Raw genomic sequence first — 17,665 nt, forward strand, 5'->3', positions numbered from 1 at the left:
TGTTTCCTTCCGGGGTTAAGTCCCTGGATCGCTGGAATGGCCCCAGATTGTTGCGGGCTTATTTCCCGATTGGGGCAGGAAAGGACGGGCCCGAAAGCCCGTCCCCGGCAGCCTAGAACTTGTACTGCAGGCCCAGGCTGAACTGCCGCCCGGTGTGGGTGTAGACGAAGGTGCTGTCGCGGTCGGAGTCGATGAACTGCCGGTTGAAGCGGTCCAGGATGTTCAGGCCTTCCAGTGACAGCTTGAGGTGCTCGCCGATCTGGTACGAGGCGGCCATGTCGAAGGTCAGGTTGGGCGAGTAGCCCTCCAGGTCCTGCAGCGGGTTATTGGCCGGCAAGGCGACGATCGACTTGTCGCGGTACGAGGCCGAGACGCGGGCGCTGAACTTGCTGTCTTCGTAGTAGAGCGTGGCGTTGTAGGCGTTCTTGGACAGGCCGATCAGGTCGTTGGTGGTGATGCCGCCAGCCGCCAGGAAGTAGTCGATCTGGCTGTCGACATAGGTGTAGTTGAACAGCGCGCCAGTGTGGCTGAGCGGTCCCGGCAGGAAGGTGAAGGCCTGCTGGTAGTTGACCTCGAAGCCCTTCAGCGGGCCGCCCGGGGTGTTCAGCGGGCGGGTGACGGTGATCGGGGTGTTGTCCGGATCGACGCCCGACGCGCCCAGCAGGGCCAGCGGCAGGCCGGTCTGGCGGAAGGTCAGCTGCTGGGACTGGTTCTGAACGTAGGTCTCGATGTCCTTGTAGAACAGGCCGACGCTGAGGATGGCGCCGGGGGCGAAGTACCATTCGGCGCCGACATCGGCCGTCCAGGCGCGGATCGGGTCCAGGGTCGGGTTGCCCGAGGTGATCGACGGCGTGCCCGTCAGGTTCAGGCTGCCGCCGGGCGTCAGGAAGCCCAGCTCGGGCCGTGACACGGTCTTGGCGCCCGAGAGGCGCAGGACGATGTCGGGCGTGACGTCGACCGCGACGTTCACCGAGGGCAGGACGTCGTTGTAGCTGTGCTCGGCGGTGACCTGCTGCGGGGTCAGGCCGATCTGGTAGCCGCGCGACTCCAGCTCGGTGCGGGCGAAGCGGAAGCCGACGTCGCCGCGCACGGGCACGCCGGCGATCTCGGTGCGCAGGTCGGCCTGGATGAAGGCCGAGGTGACCTTCTCGTCCACCCGGCGGATGCCGCCGTAGTTGTTGACCAGGTTGTACAGGCCCGACTGGCTGTAGAGGTTCTGGTTGCCGACGAACTTGTCGTAGTCGATCGTCGCCCAGGCGGACGGGAAGACGCCCGAATTGATGCCGTGGCCGCCGAAGCCGCTGACCACCTTGGTCAGGTTCTTCAGCTCGGCCGAGGTGAAGCTGGGCACCAGGAAGTTGTTCGGCCGCTGGAAGGCCGAGGTGTCGAACGAGAACTCGTCATAGTGGCCGCCGACCTTGACGGTCAGGGCGTCGTCGACGGCCCAGGCCAGGTTCAGGTCGATGGTCTTGTAGATGTTGGTCGTGAAGATCTGCGACAGCCGCACCTCGGCATTGGGGGCGGCGAAGCTGTACTGGGCCGCGTCGGTGACGTCGAAGCCGTGGGTGATGGTCGGCTGGTCGCGATCCTTGCGGAAGTCGATCGTCATGCTGGTGTTGGGACGCTGGAACATGATCGTCGTCGTCATCGGCTGGTCGTAGTCCGACTTCGAGTAGCCGATCAGGCCCTTGACCGTGATCTTGTCGGTCAGCTCGTGCGTGCCCGCCAGCGTGTACTGCTGGAAGACGTTCTGGAACTCGTCGTGCTGGGTGTCGGAGCGCACGTCGACGCCGTCGAAGCGGGCGAAGTCGACGTCATAGACGGTCTGGCCCAGATTGACGCCCGCGGTGTGGCTGGTCCCGGCGTTGCGCAGGATCAGCTCGCGCACCGCCGTCTGTGGCTTGCCGTTCTGGCTGATGGCGCGGGCGAACGAGAAGCCCTCCAGCCAGTTCTCCTCACGCTTGACGTCGTAGTTCGAATACAGGGCGTCGAAGCTCAGCGAGGTGCGCGAGGTCGGCTTCCATTGCAGGGCCAGGGTCGCGCCGGTGCGCTCCTGATTGTGGTGGAAGCGGCCATAGCGGGGCAGGCGGGGGAAGAAGACGGTCGAGCGGTTGGCCTGGTCGAAGACGGTGTCATTGGCGGCCGGGCGCGGCACGCCGGTCGCGCAGTTGGCGGCGTCGGTGCCGTTGGCGGCGTTGTCGACCGGGTTCTGCACGGGGCGACCGACGGGCGTGCAGAAGCCGCCGTCGACCGTGGCCGGGTTCCAGCCGCCCGAGCCCCACTGGTCTTCCAGGTAGCGACGCTTGCTGTAGGCCACCGAGGCCTGGGCCCCGAACTCGCCGAACGCGCCGCTCCAGCGGTTGCCCAGCACGGCGGTGAAGCGCGGATCGACCTTCTTGGCCAAGTCGGTATAGCTGCCGGCCGCGCCCAGCACGAAGGTCAGGCCCTTCTGGTCCAGCGGGCGAGCGGTCTCCAGGTCGACCGTGGCGCCCAGCGAGCCCTCGATCACCTCGGCCTGGGCGCTCTTGCGCACCGTGATGCCGCTGAACAGCTCCGAGGCGAAGGTGTTGAAGTCGAAGCCCCGGCCCAGGTTGGCGCCGCGGTCGCTGGTGGTGGCGCCGCTGGTCGACTGGGCCTCCATGCCGTTGATGCGCACGCGGGTGAAGTTCGGCGGCAGGCCGCGCACGGTGATCGTGCGGCCCTCGCCGGCGACTCGGGTGATCGACACGCCCGGCACCCGTTGGATGGACTCGGCCAGGTTGGCGTCGGGGAAGTCGGCGATGTCCTCGGCCTTGATGGCGTCGACCACGCCCGAGGACTGGCGCTTGACGTTCAGGGCGCTCTTCAGGCTCTCGCGAAAGCCCGTGACGACCACTTCGTCGACGGTGTTGTCTTGTGTTTGAGCCTGCGCGCTCGTGGCGGCCATTGCGCCTACAATTGCCAGGGCCAGCAGCGAACAGCCCGATTTCCAGCCCGATTTGGACGGCGACATGAGGACCTCCAGACAGGGCCGGTCCAGCCGCGCCCCTGATGTTTCCAACCCGAGGCTCCCGGTTTTCCCGGTTCAGCTCTCCACGTCATGTAGTCCCATATCTCGGGATCAAATCTCACAACGTAGATAATATATGTCCGACAAATGACGGAGTCGCAAGATGCTGTAACAATGCTTGGTGAGAAGCTGGGGCGGAATGTGAAACGCCGCCCGGTCTCGCGAGCGGACTCCACCTGAAACCCTCTCCCTGGGAGAGAGGGTTTGAAGAGCGGCTGCTTGGAATGTCCGCCATGGGTAGCTAGCGGACGTCAGGACAGCACTGCCCTCACGACGTTCTCGTGCTCGCTGAAGCCCTCGTTCCAATACGCGAGCATCTTGGCCCGTATAGGCTTGTCAGCCTCCAGCGCTGCACGGACATCAGCTACACGCTCGGCTGAAGCTCGATCCGATCGAAGGGGATCACGCCGCACCGCTGTAGGCGTTCACGTGCCTCATCCGCATATCGGTGGGCGAAGGCTTCACGTTCATCCTTGGGGCGCTGGAAGTAGGCGTCATATAGGCTATCGAAATCGCCGCCACTTGCGGCGGGACGTTCCACCTTTTCGAGCCAATCCACCCAGTGTCCGATCTCATGGAGCAGCGTGCGGTAAAGCTGTGTCGCCCTTGTTGCCTTCGCGCTTATCGAGAACACATGTCGGCGCCCGACGCGCTCTATGGCATGGCCATCCTGCCTGAGGCGTTCCAGCTCAGCCTGATCGTCAGGATCTAGCGAGCTTGACCATTTGAGCGGAGCGTCACAATCGACCGCCTCTAGCAGAAGGGCGGGACCGATCCGTTTGCTGGCGCGCGCTGGAAGACCTAGATCCGCGTAATACAGGAGGCGTCCCCAAGCCGGACTGAGAGTCCTCTGCTTCCGCGTGGACTGACGAAGCACGAAGGTCTCCAAGCCCTCCCAGTCCATCATTGGTATATTGGCGAGCATGTGCCTGACGTCATCGACTGAGCAGGCGTGAACGCAACCACCACTGGTTTCTTCGACGATAAAGATGACCTCCCTGCCGCCAACGACCCTCTGGATCTGCTGGTGGCGGTTCAGCCGTTCCTTCCACGTCCGAGACGAGGTCAGTGGGTCTGGAATGACGAGGCGATTGTCCTGACCGAGCCCCTGTTTTGAGGTGCCGATGTTTCGATTTCGTCTAGTTGGGTTGAATACCGCTCGCGCCATCATGCTGAGATAAAATGGTACCCCGACCAGAGCAACTACGGGGCGCGGGGGAACCAGGTCCGACTTGGTCGGGTGTGGAAATGAAGCCCGCGCCTCAAACCTGACCTTGGGCGTCATGCCGGAAAGCCGAGGCGGCGCAGGTCTGTTCGGGGTGGTGAGCAGCCGCAAAGCTGCTAAGGCTCTGGTGCTAGCGCCAAGGTAGATGAGATGACCCGTGACCAGTTACTGGCTTTGCTGTCGGAAGGGATCGACGCACGTCCGGTGACGCTCAACGGCGGCGTATTGCTCTGCCACAAGCCTTTCGAAGCCCCGATGGCTTACCTGCACAGGATTTATCCTGCCCTCGCACCCCAACAGGTTAGAACTCTCGAGCGTGATCTGGGCCGAAAGGTGCCTAGGAGCTACAGCGACTTTCTCTGCTTGGTGGGTAATGGCGCGCGCCTCTTTGAAATCAGCCTCTACGGTTTTGTCGGCCAACTTTGCCGCGACTCGACCGATCCTCTCGGGCAGCCTATCAGCCTGGATTACGGCAACACCATCGAACGACCCGACGGTTTGGACGAAGACGCGCTCGCCATCGGTGGAATGGTTGGGTGGTCGTCTAGTGGAACCCTGATCATAGAGCCGACCGGGGAGGTGCTCCTAGTGCATCATCGCAACGGCCGCGACGTCGCGGCTCGGTGGCCTGGCCTAAATGAGATGCTTGAGGAAGAGATCGCGCGCTGTTCGCACCTCTACGACCGTGCCGGTCGCTTATTGGCCTCAGCCACCCAGACCATGCACCCTGCCGGGCGTAAATGGGAGACGAGCGCGGAGCCGTTGCTGCATTGAGGTCAAAGTCCGACTTGGGTCGAAGGCCGACCTTGGTCGGTGCTCATGCTCTTCCAAGGCGGAAGGCTAAGGAGATTTAGGGGCTCCGCCGGGCTGGCTATGGGGATTGGGCCGCCTCTATCCTCGGAATTCGCGAGATCGAACGCAACGAAATCAAGCGCTTGTCGATTTTAGACCTCGCTGAATGATCCGCGCTCAAACCCGCCGCACAATCATAGCCATCCCCGTCGCGGGGGAGGGCGTTTGGATCCGGCCCAAAACGGCGGCGGGGCTAGGTTGAGCGGGGCCGCTGGCGGTTCCTGGAGGCTCGAAAGTCGCTCCATCCGTACTCTTTAGGCGGATCGGTTGGCGAACGGGCAGTCTCTGGGGTCAAAGCCGCAAGCGGAGCGACAGGGCGGTGATCGTACAAGCCGCCTATCGTGGATCGTCGGGGTCGAGACGGATGTAGCCGATCGACTTGGTCCGCGCCCGTCCGGGGGCTAGTGGGGACCCGAGCTGAAATACGCTCACGCCTCCCATCCTCACGGGCAAGAACAACCTGGCGGAGCGGTAAGCGAGCCGAAACACACAAACCATCACGGTCTCCGGGTTCGCCCGGCCGCTCCGTCGCCTCCCCACACACCTTCAGCGGCGCTGGCCGCGTGAGGCTGAGAGCTCATGTCCGGTCAAAATGCTCGCCGGACGCCCGATGACGTCCGGCGAGATCTATCCCTTCACGCACACCACCTGACGCAGGGTGTGCACGATATCGACCAGGTCGGCCTGGGCGGCCATCACCGCGTCGATGTCCTTGTAGGCCATCGGCGTTTCGTCGATCACGTCGGCGTCCTTCCGGCATTCGACGCCGGCGGTGGCCGCCACGTGGTCTTCGAGGGTGAACCGGCGCTTGGCTTCGTTCCGGCTCATCGCCCGCCCGGCGCCGTGCGAGCACGTGCAGAACGAGTCCGGCTCACCCTTGCCGCGCACGATGAACGACTTGGCGCCCATCGAGCCCGGGATGATGCCCAGCTCACCGGCCTTGGCCGACACCGCGCCCTTCCGGGTCAGGTAGACGTCCTTGCCGAAGTGCTTTTCCCGCGACACGTAGTTGTGGTGGCAGTTCACCGCATGCTCGGTCACGGCCAGGTCCGGGAACGTGCGCTTCAGCACGCCCAGCACCTGGTCCATCATCACTTCACGGTTGGCCAGCGCGTACTTCTGCGCCCAGGCCACGGCCCGCACGTAGTCGTTGAAGCCGTCGCTGCCTTCGGCGAAGTAGGCCAGGTCCTCGTCAGGCAGGTTGATGAACCACCGGCGCATCTCGTGCTTGGCCCGTTCGATGAAGAACGTCCCGAACCGGTTGCCCACGCCCCGCGAACCCGAGTGCAGCATCACCCAGACATCGCCCGCCTCGTCCAGGCACAGCTCCACGAAGTGGTTGCCCGTGCCCAGCGTGCCCAGGTGACCATAGCCGCGTTGGTGCGCCGCCTTCGGGTTGCGGGCGACGATGTCGTCGTAGCCGTCCTTCAGGCCTGCCCACTTCTCGGCCGCGATGGTCGGCGGCTCGACCTGCCAGGCGCCCTTGTCGTTGCGCCCGCCGTTGTCGGTCCGGCCGTGCGGCACGGCGGCTTCGATGTCCGAGCGGATGCCGAACAGGTTGTCGGGCAGGTGCTCGGCCCGGATCGAGGTGCGCACCGCCATCATGCCGCAGCCGATGTCGACACCCACCGCCGCCGGGATGATCGCCTTGTAGGTCGGGATCACCGAGCCCACGGTCGCGCCCATGCCCCAGTGCACGTCCGGCATCACCGCCACGTGCTTGTGGATGAACGGCAGGCTGGCGACGTTGCGCAGCTGCTTCAGGGCGGAGTCCTCGATCGGGACGCCTTGGGTCCACGCCTTGATCGGCGCACCCTCGCTTTCGATATGCATGAAGCCGCTCATCGGCTTCTCTCCTCTTGCTTCCCCTCCTGGCGTCAGGGCCGGCAAGTGTTTCCGCACAAACGAAAAACCCCTCCGGCTCACGGCCAGGAGGGGCTTTTTCGGACTTCCCGAGTTCAGTCGAACCCTAGACCGTGATCCCCTCCAACGCGCACGTGTTCGCGTACTCGACCTGGCGGTCGAGCATGATGAACAGTTGCGAATTGACTGGGGCTTTGTGCGCCATGGTCCTCATCCTTCGGGAGGCGGGCGATTACAGCGTTCTCCGGATGAGAGCTAGTGGGGATGACGCGGAAGTTGAGCTGGTGTGGCTAGGAGGGCACAGGGCGCACGGCCTGTCAGCTCTTGCCGCGATCGCGCCCGAAGTTCGGCAGGGCGCTTTCCTGGCCCGCCGCGACGATGCCCCGGCGGATAGCGCGGGTTCTCGTGAAGTGGGCGTGCAGGGTGTCGGCGTCGCCCCAGCGGATCGCGCGGCTCATGGCCTGCAGGTCTTCGGTGAAGCGGCCCAGCATCTCCAGCACCGCGTCCTTGTTGGCCACGAAGATGTCGCGCCACATGGTCGGGTCGCTGGCGGCGATGCGGGTGAAGTCGCGGAAGCCCGAGGCCGAGTACTTGATGACCTCGTTCTCGGTGACGTTCTCAAGGTCGGCCGCGCTGCCGACGATCGTGTAGGCGATCAGGTGGGGCAGGTGGCTGACGACGGCCAGCACCAGGTCGTGATGCTTTTCCTCCATCAGCTCGACCTGGGCCCCGAAGGCGCGCCAGAAGGCCGACAGCTGGGCGACGGCGGCGGCATAGTGCTCGTCGTCGCTCTCGAAGGGCGTCAGGATCGTCCAGCGGTTCTCGAACAGCTCGGCGAAACCGGAGTCCGGACCCGACTGCTCGGTGCCGGCGATCGGGTGGCCGGGGATGGCGTAGATCTTCGACAGGTCCTGGGCGCGGAAGGCTTCCGCGACATTGGCCTTGGTCGAGCCGACGTCGGTCAGGGTGGCGCCGGCCTTCATGGCCGGGATCACCACGGCGGCCAGCTCAGGGATCGACAGCACCGGCGTGGCGATGACCACCAGGTCGGCGTCCTTCACCGCTTGTGCGATATCGCCGGTGACGTGCTCGGCGATGCCCAGTTCGACGACGCGGGCGCGATTGGCCTCGCTGGCGTCGGCCACGGTGACCTCGCCGACGACGCCATGCTCACGCGCCGCGCGGATCACCGACCCGCCGATCAGGCCGCAGCCGATGACGGTGAGCTTGGGGTAGAGGATGCCCGGGACCGACATCTAGCGCCCCATGAACTCGGCGAGCAGATCCACGACGGCGCGGTTCTGCTCTTCCAGGCCGATGGTGATCCGGATCGCGTCGGGCAGATTGTAGTTGCCGACGGCGCGGACCAGGTAGCCCTTCGACGCCAGGAAGGCCTCGGCCTCGCGGGCGGTCTTGCCGGGCGTGGTCGGGAAGGTGGCCAGCACGAAATTGGCCGCCGACGGCGTCACCTCAAGGCCCAGGCCGCCCAACTGCTGGGCCAGCCACGGCCGCCACTGCTCGACCAGCGCCAGCGAGCGGGCCTGGAACTCGTCGTCGAACAGGGCCGCGACGGCGGCTTCCTGGCCGGGGATCGAGGTGTTGAACGGCGGACGGATGCGCTCGATCGGCTCGATGATGTGCGTCGGGGCATAACCCCAGCCCACCCGAAGCGCGGCCAGGCCGTGCAGCTTCGAGAAGGTGCGGGTGACGATCACGTTCTCGGCGGTGCGGGCCAGGTCCAGGCCGTCCTCGAAGCGCGGATCGCTGCAGAATTCCGAATAGGCGCCGTCCAGCACCAGGATCACCGATGGCGGCAGCGCCGCGTGCAGGGCGCGGATCTCCTCACCCGTCAGCCAGGTGCCGGTCGGGTTGGCGGGGTTGGCGATGAACACCAGACGCGTGCGCTCGTCGACGCACTTGACCGTCTCTTCGATGTCGATGCGGTGGTTGATCTCCTTGGCCATCCGCACCTCGGCCTGGCAGGCGCGGGCCCCGATGGCGTACGCGGCGAAGCCGTGCTCGCCCTGGACGATGTTGTCGCCGGGCTCCAGATACACCTGGCAAAGCAGGGCGAATATCTCGTCGCTGCCGTCGCCGAAGGTCAGGCGCTCGGGCTCCAGCTTGAAGCGTTCAGCCACGGCGGCGCGCAGGATGCCGGCCTTGCCGTCCGGATAGATGTGCATCCGGTCGACGGCGTTGCGATAGGCGTCCTTGGCCTTGTCGCTGCTGCCCAGGATGTTCTCGTTGCTCGACAGCTTCACCGGATGGGCGATGCCTTCGACCTTCGACTTGCCGCCGACATAGGCATGGATGTCCATGATGCCGGGTTTCGGGACAGGACGGGGCGCGGCGAAGCGATCGGTGGTCATCGAACTACTCGGTCTTACGGAAGGCGTCTCTTACACGTCGAACTGTTCGGGCGCAGCCCCGATGACGCCCGTAAGGTCGCCGGGGGCGCGGGCCAGGCGTTCGTCCTGGGGCTGGAAGAAGCCCGACAGCGAGAACAGCTTCAGGCCGCCGGCGTCGGCGATCAGTTCGGCGGCGACGTCGGTCTGGCTCAGGGCCTCGACGATGGCCTCGGCGCTCTTGGCCGAGTCGGTGACCCAGAAGGTCTGGTCGCCGCCGGTGGGCTCGACCTCGACCTCCGCCACGGCCAGGGCGGCTTGCGGACCCCAGGTGGCCAGGCACGGCAGGGCGGCGAACACCTTCAGCTTGGGCTCGGCCAGCAGGCGGCCCCACCACGGCGTGTCGGCGGCCAGCGGCAGGACGGCGACGCCCCAGGGCGCGCGGGCGATGGCCAGGGCGTCCTGGGCGGTGGGCACGATCGACAGGCGTGGCGCCGTGCCGAAGCGCAGGCGGGTCAGCTCGACGGTGCGAGCGGCCTCGCGGCCACCGAAGACGCCCAGTTGATAGGGACCCTGGCGCGCCAGGTTGTCTGCCATGATCTCGCGCCAGATGCGGATAACCAGGGCGTCGCCGGCGCCCGTGCGCGGCGCGGCCAGCATCTTGCGAATGATCTGGGCCTCGCGGCCGGGGCGCAGGCCAAAGCCGGTGTCGCCGGAAGCGCGCTTGGCGGCCGCGACGGCGCTGGCCAGGCCGGCGCGCTCGTCCAGCAGCTTCAGGAGTTCAGTGTCGATGGCGTCGAGCCGCCATCGAACCTCTTCGAGAGACGGCGTGGCCACCGTCGCGTCGCTGCCCATGTTCTTCCCCGAAATTGGAGGCGGGACCATAGTCTTTGCCGCCAAACACGCAATAGCCAGCCTTCACGGGAAGAAAATTGCGTGCCTGGCGATCATTGCTCGATCAATAAACGGTCGGCGCCGGCCCCGTATCGATGACGCCCAGATAGGTCCGGCCGTTCTCGAACTTGAGGTCGGCCTCGATCACCGGCTCCTGGCCGACGGCCTGGGCGGCGGCCGCCAGGGCCTGTTCGGGCGTCCGGATCGGCTGCGAAAGATCGGCGCGTTCCTTGAGCGCCACGTTCAGCGAGCCGGTCACGCGGCCCTTGTCGTCGACCGACAGCACGCCCGACTTGGCCTTGCCCTCGGCGTCGCCGGCCAGCAGCTGGCTCTGCTGCACGCTGATCTGGCCGCCGGCCTCGCTCCAGCGCTTGACGGCGGCTTCCCAGTTGCGGCCGCGCAGATACGAGACGTGCGACAGGCGGGTCTCCAGCAGCAGCGAGGCGGTCTTGTCCTGGGCCAGGCGGCCCAGCAGGCCGGTGAACGCGGTCTTGGCGCCGTCGGCCTTGAAGAAGATCGCGCCCTGGTCCTCGGGGCCGCCGCGCAGGTGCAGCTGCATCTTGTCGGCCGAGATCAGCTGGAACGGCTTGGCGCCCGGTGCGGGGGCGAAGATCAGCTTGGCGCCCTCGACCGAGACGCGGGGCGGATATTCGGTGACGTGCGAGATGCTGGCCCGCAGGGCGTCGCCGGTGATGGTGACGTCGCCCGCCTCGGGCCGGGTCATGACCACACCCTGCGGCGCGACCAGCACCCAGTGGGTCAGGTCGAAGATCTCGGCTTCGCCCTTCAGCACCGGGGCGCGGACAGCCCAGCCGGTGGGCTCGGCGACGCGGGCGTTGGCCAGGTCGACATTCATGCGGAACGGGAAGCCGTGGAAGGTGCGGGCGCTCCACGACAGGTCATAGCCGCGCGACTTCAGGTCGGCCGCCTGGGCGTCCATCCGCTGCTCGGCCTGGCCGCGCAGCCAGAACCAGCCATAGCTCCAGCCGCCCGCCACGAGGGCAGCGAGGATGAAAGGTGTGAAGAGGCGGCTGCGGCGGGCTTTGCGGGACGGGCGGGCGTCGTTATGGGTCATGTATAGGGCGCGTCCAGTCGGGATCGAGAATGGGTTTGGCAGGCGACAGCGAAGATCGCTGGGTGTTCGGATACGGATCGCTCATGTGGCGGCCCGGGTTCCCGTTCATAGACCGAAGAACGGCCGTGCTCCACGGCCGGCGGCGCGCCTTCTGCATCTATTCGGTGCATCACCGGGGCACCTACGAGCGCCCTGGCCTGGTGCTGGGTCTGGCCCCCGGCGGCGCGGTGCGTGGCATGGCCTACCGCGTGGCGGCGGCCGAGTGGGAAGAGGTCTACGCTTACTTGCGTGAACGCGAACAGCCGACCGAGACCTATTTCGAGACCTGGCGCGACGTGAAGATCGACGGGAACGGCAAGGTCCCGGCGCTGGTCTTCCTATCCGACATGAAACACAGCCAGTGGGCCGGGGCGCTAACCCTGGAGCAGCAGGCGCAGCTGATCGCCGGCGCCAAAGGCCTATCGGGCCGCAACATCGAGTACCTCACCGACCTCGTCCTGCACCTGCGCGAGGACGGCGTGCGTGATCACGCGATGGAGAAGCTGCTCAAGATGGTCGAGGCGATCGAGCCGACCTAGACGCCGGAGTCTTCCAGCGCCTTGGTGGCCGTGTCGATCCGGGTCTGCAGCTCGCGCATGAACTCGCCGCGCTTCAGGCCGGCGGGGATGGGCTCGAGATAGTCGAAGACGATCGTGCCCGGCTTGACGACGAAGCCCTTGTTCCAGTGGCTGCCGCAGTTCAGCGCCAGCGGCGTGACGGGCATGTTCAGCTCGCGGTAAAGCGCGGCGATGCCCGGCTTGTACTCGCCGGGCTGGCCGACGGCGCCGCGGGTGCCTTCCGGGAAGATCACGATCTGGCGCGTCTCCTTCATGCGTTCGACGGCGTCGCGGACCAGCTTCTTCAGCGCGGTCGAGTGGCCGCCGCGATCGACGACCAGCATGCCGGCCTTCAGACCATGCCAGCCGAACAGCGGCACCATCAGCAGCTCCTTCTTCATCACGAAGCAGGCGTCGGGCAGCAGGGCGAACTGGCTGAAGACGTCGAACATCGACTGGTGCTTGGGCGCGACCAGGGCGTTTCCGGTCGGTCGGACGCCGCGCACCTCGACCTTGACGTCGGCCAGCCAGCGCAGGCCCCAGATCAGGCCCTTGGCCCAGGTGGTCAGCGACCAGGTATTGACGCGTCGCGGCAGGGGATAGGTGGCGATCATCAGGATCGCCGTCCCGATGGACCACAGCCAGAAGAACAGCTGGAACAGGAACGAACGCAGATAGATCAAGACGCTTCCTTCGCCGCCGGGGCGGCCTTCTCCTTCGGGCCGAGTCCTAGAAACGCCTCACGGCCCAGGATCGCCAGGTACTTGCAGTATTCCACGATCATCCGCCGGGCGCTGATGCTGGTCTTCCACCAGCGATGGGCGTTCAGGTCGGTCTTGACCGGGTAGGGCGAGAGTTTGACGCCCGGCATGGCGGCGCTGAGCTCCAGCATCGAGCGCGGCATGTGGTAGTCGGCCGTCACCACGATCAGGCTCTTATAGCCCTTGGACTTGGCCCATTCGGCGGTCTCCAGCGCGTTGCCCACGGTGTTGGCGGCGGTGAAGCCTAGGTCCACGCAGCAGTCGTAGATCGGCTTGACGGCCTTGGTCACCGTCTGGACGTCGGCGCGGGTAGCCTCGCGATTGACGCCGGAGATCAGCAGACGCTTGCCCTTGCCCTCTTCCAGGAGGCGGGTGGCGGCTTCCAGGCGCACGTTCGAGGCGCCGGTCAGCACGACGACGCCGTCGGCGGTGGGCGGCTCGGGCGCTGGAGTCGACTGGTCCACGCGGCCGGTGAAGGCCAGGAGCCCAAGGCCCCAGATCATCAGCGCGATAAACAGCGCGGCCAGCGTTTTCATAGCGTTCGAGTCTTCACGGCATCTCCCCCACGATGCGCGACGCCGCCAGACGGGCCGAGAGGCCGGCGATCAGGGCCGCCACCACCGGCGCGGGCAGGGCGGCCAACAGATCGATCCAGGCCAAGGGCAGAACCGGCGCAACCCCCGCGCCGCCGCCGAAATAGCGTGCAACGGCGCCGATGATGGCCGCGCTCGCGCCCCCCAGCAAGCCCGCCAGCGCGCCCATGGTCGCGAAGCGGTTCTGGAACAGGCCCGTGATGAAGCCCTGCTCGGCCCCGGAGAAGTGCAGCACCTCGATAACGTCACGGCGGGCGGCCAGGCCTGCCCGGGTGGCGAAGGCGATGACGGCCGCCGTCGCCGCGGCGATCAGGGCGAAGACGCCCAGGGCCGCCAGCCGCGCCAGGTTGGCGGCGCGCTCGATGTCGGCGATCCAGCGGCTGTGGTCGTCGACCGTGGCGTCGACCCCGGCGATCTTCAGGGCGCGGTCCAGGGTGTCGGCGGTCGGCGGGGCCTTGGGATCCAGGTTCAGGGTGACCAGGCGCGGCGTGGGCAGGTCGTCGACCAGGGCCTCCTTGCCGATCCAGGGCTCCAGCAGGGCCTCGGCCTTCTCGCGGGTCAGGGCCTGGGCCTCGACCACGCCCTTGATGCCGGCCAGGGTCTCGGCGGCGCGGGCGGCGGCGCTGTCGGGCGTCTCGTTGGCGCGGGCGCGGACCACCACAGTGGCCGAGCCGGTCAGCTGGCTGGTCCAGCCGTGGGCGGCGCGGTTGGCGGCCAGGGCGGCGAACCCGGTCAGGCAGGCCAGGAAGCACAGCACGGCGACCACGAACACCAGCGCCCCGTCGCGGCTGTCGCGCGGCGGCAGCAGCGGACCGGGCTTCCAGCGGGCGACCTGGAAGAACTCGCTCATGGGCGGCCTCCCACATCGACCAGCCGGCCTTGGTCCAGGTGCAGGGTCGGACGGGCGGCGCGCGCCACCAGGTCCTCGTCGTGGGTGGCGATCAGGACGGTGGTGCCCAGGCGGTTCAGCTCGACGAACAGGCGCAGCAGGCGCAGCGACATGGCCGGATCGACATTGCCCGTCGGCTCGTCGGCCAGCAGCACATCGGGACGGTCGACCACGGCGCGCGCGATGGCCAGGCGCTGCTTCTCACCGCCCGACAGTGTGGCGGGCAGGGCGTGCATGCGGTCGCCCAGGCCAACCCAGCTCAAGAGCTCGGCGACGTCCTCGCGATAGGTGGCGGGCTTGCGCTTGAGGATGCGCAGCGGCAGGGCGGCGTTGTCGAACACCGACAGGTGCTCCAGCAGCCGGAATTCCTGGAACACCACCCCGATCCGGCGACGCAGGAACGGCAGGTCCGAGGTGTGGGTCAGGCTGACATCACGCCCGAAAAGCTCGACGCGACCCCGTGACGCACGGTGGGCCAGATAGATCAGCTTGAGCAGCGAACTCTTGCCCGCGCCCGAGGCGCCGGTCAGGAAATGGAACGAGCCCTGGTCCAGGGAAAAGCTTATGTCCCTTAGGGTTTCGGGCGCTCGCCCGTACCGCATCGACACGCCTTCGAAGCGGACCACCGGAAGGGCGTCATCGCCCTGTTCTGTGTCGATCCGCAAGGCGCGTCACTTGGGTTTCTGGACATCAGGGTTAAAATCAGCGACCCCCTTTAGGTGTGCGGGGAGCGTTCGATTCGCGGCCATGATACTGACCTGTCCGGAGTGCGCCAGCCGCTATTTCGTCGACGACTCCAAGGTCGGCGCGACGGGTCGCGTCGTGCGCTGCGCCTCGTGCGGTCACCGCTGGAACGCGCGTAACGAGGCTGCCGACGACGATCTCTTCGACGCGCCTGAGGCCCCGACCCTCGCCAGCCAGGTCCAAGATCAGGAGCAGCTTCCCGAGCCCGTCGCCACCGAGGGCGAGGAACCGCCGGTCAGCGCCCTGCCGGGCGAGGAACTGCCCAAGGTCTTCCGGGCCCGCGCCGACGCCGAGCGTCGCCTGCGCGAAGCCACCGCCACGGGCGTCATCTGGGCCGGCATGGCCGCCGCCATGGCGGTGGTCGTGGTCGCCGCGCTGATCTTCCGCATCGACGTGGTCAAGATCCTGCCGGGCTCGGCGGGCGCCTATGCCGCGGTCGGTCTGCCCGTGAATACCGTCGGCCTGGTCATCGACCGCGCCAGCATCAAGGCCCAGCCCTCGATGCAGGATGGCCATGCGGTCGTGATCGTCACCGGCTCGATCCGCAACATCACCGAACACGCGGTCCTGTCGCCGCCGCTGCGCGTCGAGCTGCTCAGCAAGGACGACAAGCGCGTCGCCGGCCAGCTGGCCGCCGCGGCCGACGCCAAGATCCCGCCGGGCGAGGTTCGCCACTTCTCGATCACCTTCCTGGACCCGCCGCGTTCGGCCAAGGACCTGCAGATCGGCTTCGCCACCGAACCGGGCGCCGCCAAGGCGGTTAAAACCGCCCTGAAGAAGCCTGATGCGCACGGCGCCGAGCCCGAATTGTCGCTGCGTGGCGCACAAGAAGCCCCCGCCGAGCACGAAGCGGCTGGACAGGAACCCTCGGGACATGAGAGCGGGGAGGAAGCTCCTCCCCCCGCAGACTCTCACGAACCCGCACATCATGAATGACACCAAGAAACCCGAAGTCCTGATCTCGGAAGCCGAGATCGCCGAGCGGGTCCAGAAGCTGGCCGAAGCCATCGCGCCGCGCATCGACAACGACACCGTCGTGGTCTGCCTGCTGACGGGCGGCCTGTGGTTCGCCGCCGACCTGACCCGCGCCCTCTACAAGGCCGGCCGCGACGTGCGGTTCGACGCCCTGTGGTTGGCCTCCTATCACGACGAGCGCAAGAGCACGGGCCGCTGCGAAGTGCGCGCCGACCTGCAGCGCCCGTTGATCGGCCGCCGCGCCCTGGTCGTCGACGATGTCTTCGACACCGGCCTGTCGCTGTCGGAAGCCGCCCGCCTGGTCAAGGACGCCGGCGCCAGCGAAGTGCTGACCGCCGTCTTCGCCCGCAAGCCCTGGCCCAAGGATCGCGGCATGGAGCCCGACTTCGTCGCCTGGGAAGCGCCCGCGCGCTACCTGGTCGGCTACGGCCTGGACGACGAGGGCAAGAGCCGAGGGCTCCCCTACATTGGCGCTCTGGACTGATAAGCAAAAGGCCCTCTCCGATGGAGAGGGCCTTTTCTCTTTGAGCCTAGACCCAGTCCGGGACCAGGTCCCGCGCCAGCATCTCTTCGTACGTAGGCCGCTTGCGGATCACCGCGTAGCGGTCGCCGTCGACCAGCACCTCGGGCACCAACGGCCGAGTGTTGTACTCGCTGGCCATGGCCGAGCCGTAGGCGCCGGCCGACATGAAGGCGACCAGATCGCCTGCCGCCAGCGGCGGCAAAGCGCGATCGCGGGTGAAGGTGTCGCCGGTCTCGCAGACCGGACCGACCACGTCATAGACCGTCTCGCCCGCCCGCTGCATCACCGGGCGGATGTCGTGGAAGGCGTCATACATTGCCGGGCGGACCAGGTCGTTCATGGCCGCGTCGATAACCAGGAACTTGCGGCCTTCCGGACGCTCGTGGACGTGGATCACTTCAGACACCATGACGCCGGCGTTGGCGGCGATCACCCGACCCGGCTCGAAGGCCAGCTTGACGGGCAAACCTCGCGTGACCTCCCCGACCATGGCGGCGAAGTCGGCGGGCGAGGGCGGTTCGGGGTTGTTGAAATAGGGCACGCCCAGGCCGCCGCCCAGGTCCAGGCGCTCGACCGACAGGCCTTCGCCCAGCAGTTGCTCGACCAGGCCCCGCATCTTGCTGAAGGCCTCGCGCATGGGCGACAGATCGGTGATCTGGCTGCCGATGTGGCAGGCCACGCCGATGGGCTCGAGCGCGGCGTTGTTGCTGGCGTTGGCGTACAGGCGCGCGGCCTCGGCGAACGAGACGCCGAACTTGTTCTCGGACTTGCCGGTGGCGATCTTGGCGTGACCGCCGGCCGCGACGTCCGGATTGACCCGGAAGGCGATCTTGGCGCGGACGCCCAGCTCGGCGGCGACCTGAGCGATCAGGTTCATCTCCGGCTCGGACTCGACATTGATCTCGGCGACGCCGGTCTTCAGGGCGAATTCGATCTCGCGGCGGGCCTTGCCGACGCCCGAGAAGACGATGCGCTCGGGCGGGATGCCGGCGGCGAGGGCGCGGCGAACCTCGCCCTCCGAGACCGTGTCGGCCCCGGCGCCCAGGTCGCCCAGCACCTTCAGCACCGCGACGTTGGAATTGGCCTTCACGGCGTAGGCAACCAGCGGGTCGACCACGCCGGCCGCCACCAGGGCGTCGCGGAACACGGTGAAGTGCCGCTCCAGCGTGGCGCGGCTGTAGACGTAGACGGGCGTGCCGACGTCTGCCGCGATCTTGGCCAGGGGCACGCCCTCGCAGGCCAGGCCCTCAGGGCCGTACTCGAAGTGGTTCAACTCAGTCT

General features: G+C 67.0%; 16 protein-coding genes. 4 read left to right on the top strand and 12 right to left on the bottom strand.

What is annotated here, in order from left to right; all coding sequences use genetic code 11:
- Nucleotides 1-112 precede the first annotated feature (112 nt).
- Nucleotides 113-2,992: a TonB-dependent receptor gene (locus AC1RR5_RS04685; RefSeq protein WP_492919940.1), complete on the bottom strand. Its 2,880-nt coding sequence runs from the start codon at nucleotides 2,990-2,992 to the stop codon at nucleotides 113-115.
- Between the two features lie 421 nt (nucleotides 2,993-3,413).
- Nucleotides 3,414-4,334, bottom strand: a complete 921-nt coding sequence (locus tag AC1RR5_RS04690) for a hypothetical protein (protein ID WP_492919941.1) — start codon at nucleotides 4,332-4,334, stop codon at nucleotides 3,414-3,416.
- A 90-nt stretch (nucleotides 4,335-4,424) separates the two neighbouring features.
- Here AC1RR5_RS04690 and AC1RR5_RS04695 point away from each other — a divergent pair, with 90 nt between their 5' ends.
- Entirely contained in the window at nucleotides 4,425-5,048 is a 624-nt protein-coding gene (locus AC1RR5_RS04695) for an SMI1/KNR4 family protein (RefSeq protein ID WP_492919942.1), read from the top strand.
- Between the two features lie 705 nt (nucleotides 5,049-5,753).
- Here AC1RR5_RS04695 and AC1RR5_RS04700 read toward each other — a convergent pair.
- From AC1RR5_RS04700 to AC1RR5_RS04720, 5 genes are all read right to left on the bottom strand, one after another.
- Nucleotides 5,754-6,971, bottom strand: a complete 1,218-nt coding sequence (locus tag AC1RR5_RS04700; RefSeq protein ID WP_492919943.1) for an RtcB family protein — start codon at nucleotides 6,969-6,971, stop codon at nucleotides 5,754-5,756.
- Nucleotides 6,972-7,306: 335 nt separating this feature from the next.
- Nucleotides 7,307-8,245 carry a prephenate/arogenate dehydrogenase family protein gene (locus AC1RR5_RS04705; RefSeq protein ID WP_492919944.1) on the bottom strand — a complete coding sequence of 313 codons (939 nt, stop codon included), beginning with the start codon at nucleotides 8,243-8,245 and terminating at the stop codon, nucleotides 7,307-7,309.
- Nucleotides 8,246-9,358: a histidinol-phosphate transaminase gene (gene hisC / locus AC1RR5_RS04710; RefSeq protein WP_492919945.1), complete on the bottom strand. Its 1,113-nt coding sequence runs from the start codon at nucleotides 9,356-9,358 to the stop codon at nucleotides 8,246-8,248.
- A 30-nt stretch (nucleotides 9,359-9,388) separates the two neighbouring features.
- Complete coding sequence (locus AC1RR5_RS04715) at nucleotides 9,389-10,189, bottom strand: chorismate mutase (RefSeq protein WP_492919946.1); 801 nt, start codon at nucleotides 10,187-10,189, stop codon at nucleotides 9,389-9,391.
- Between the two features lie 103 nt (nucleotides 10,190-10,292).
- Entirely contained in the window at nucleotides 10,293-11,303 is a 1,011-nt protein-coding gene (locus tag AC1RR5_RS04720; protein WP_492919947.1) for a DUF2125 domain-containing protein, read from the bottom strand.
- A gap of 29 nt (nucleotides 11,304-11,332) precedes the next feature.
- Here AC1RR5_RS04720 and AC1RR5_RS04725 point away from each other — a divergent pair, with 29 nt between their 5' ends.
- Nucleotides 11,333-11,881 carry a gamma-glutamylcyclotransferase gene (locus AC1RR5_RS04725; RefSeq protein WP_492919948.1) on the top strand — a complete coding sequence of 183 codons (549 nt, stop codon included), beginning with the start codon at nucleotides 11,333-11,335 and terminating at the stop codon, nucleotides 11,879-11,881.
- Here the strand turns inward: AC1RR5_RS04725 and AC1RR5_RS04730 are convergent.
- The 4 genes from AC1RR5_RS04730 to ftsE are packed head-to-tail and all read right to left on the bottom strand — an operon-like array spanning nucleotide 11,878 to nucleotide 14,807.
- Nucleotides 11,878-12,582: a lysophospholipid acyltransferase family protein gene (locus AC1RR5_RS04730; protein WP_492919949.1), complete on the bottom strand. Its 705-nt coding sequence runs from the start codon at nucleotides 12,580-12,582 to the stop codon at nucleotides 11,878-11,880. The two genes, AC1RR5_RS04725 and AC1RR5_RS04730, sit on opposite strands and share 4 nt — an antisense overlap.
- Nucleotides 12,579-13,196, bottom strand: coding sequence for a YdcF family protein (locus AC1RR5_RS04735; protein WP_492919950.1), 618 nt, complete (start codon nucleotides 13,194-13,196; stop codon nucleotides 12,579-12,581). The genes AC1RR5_RS04730 and AC1RR5_RS04735 overlap by 4 nt, the downstream gene beginning before the upstream one ends.
- A gap of 13 nt (nucleotides 13,197-13,209) precedes the next feature.
- Complete coding sequence (locus AC1RR5_RS04740; RefSeq protein ID WP_492919951.1) at nucleotides 13,210-14,103, bottom strand: cell division protein FtsX; 894 nt, start codon at nucleotides 14,101-14,103, stop codon at nucleotides 13,210-13,212.
- On the bottom strand, nucleotides 14,100-14,807 hold the full coding sequence (ftsE, locus tag AC1RR5_RS04745; protein WP_492919952.1) for a cell division ATP-binding protein FtsE: 708 nt from the start codon (nucleotides 14,805-14,807) through the stop codon (nucleotides 14,100-14,102). Before ftsE ends, AC1RR5_RS04740 begins: the two co-directional genes overlap by 4 nt.
- Nucleotides 14,808-14,889: 82 nt before the next feature.
- On the opposite strand from ftsE, the gene AC1RR5_RS04750 reads away from it, so the two are divergent.
- Together AC1RR5_RS04750 and AC1RR5_RS04755 are read left to right on the top strand one after the other, a co-directional pair.
- Entirely contained in the window at nucleotides 14,890-15,822 is a 933-nt protein-coding gene (locus AC1RR5_RS04750; RefSeq protein WP_492919953.1) for an MJ0042-type zinc finger domain-containing protein, read from the top strand.
- The gene (locus AC1RR5_RS04755; protein WP_492919954.1) at nucleotides 15,761-16,345 is read left to right on the top strand and encodes a phosphoribosyltransferase; all 585 of its coding nucleotides are present in this window, start codon (nucleotides 15,761-15,763) and stop codon (nucleotides 16,343-16,345) included. The genes AC1RR5_RS04750 and AC1RR5_RS04755 overlap by 62 nt, the downstream gene beginning before the upstream one ends.
- 46 nt (nucleotides 16,346-16,391) lie before the next feature.
- Here the strand turns inward: AC1RR5_RS04755 and lysA are convergent, their stop codons facing one another.
- Nucleotides 16,392-17,657 carry a diaminopimelate decarboxylase gene (gene lysA, locus AC1RR5_RS04760; protein ID WP_492919955.1) on the bottom strand — a complete coding sequence of 422 codons (1,266 nt, stop codon included), beginning with the start codon at nucleotides 17,655-17,657 and terminating at the stop codon, nucleotides 16,392-16,394.
- Nucleotides 17,658-17,665 lie beyond the last annotated feature (8 nt).

Source organism: Caulobacter sp. GW821-FHT11E11 (assembly GCF_058808315.1).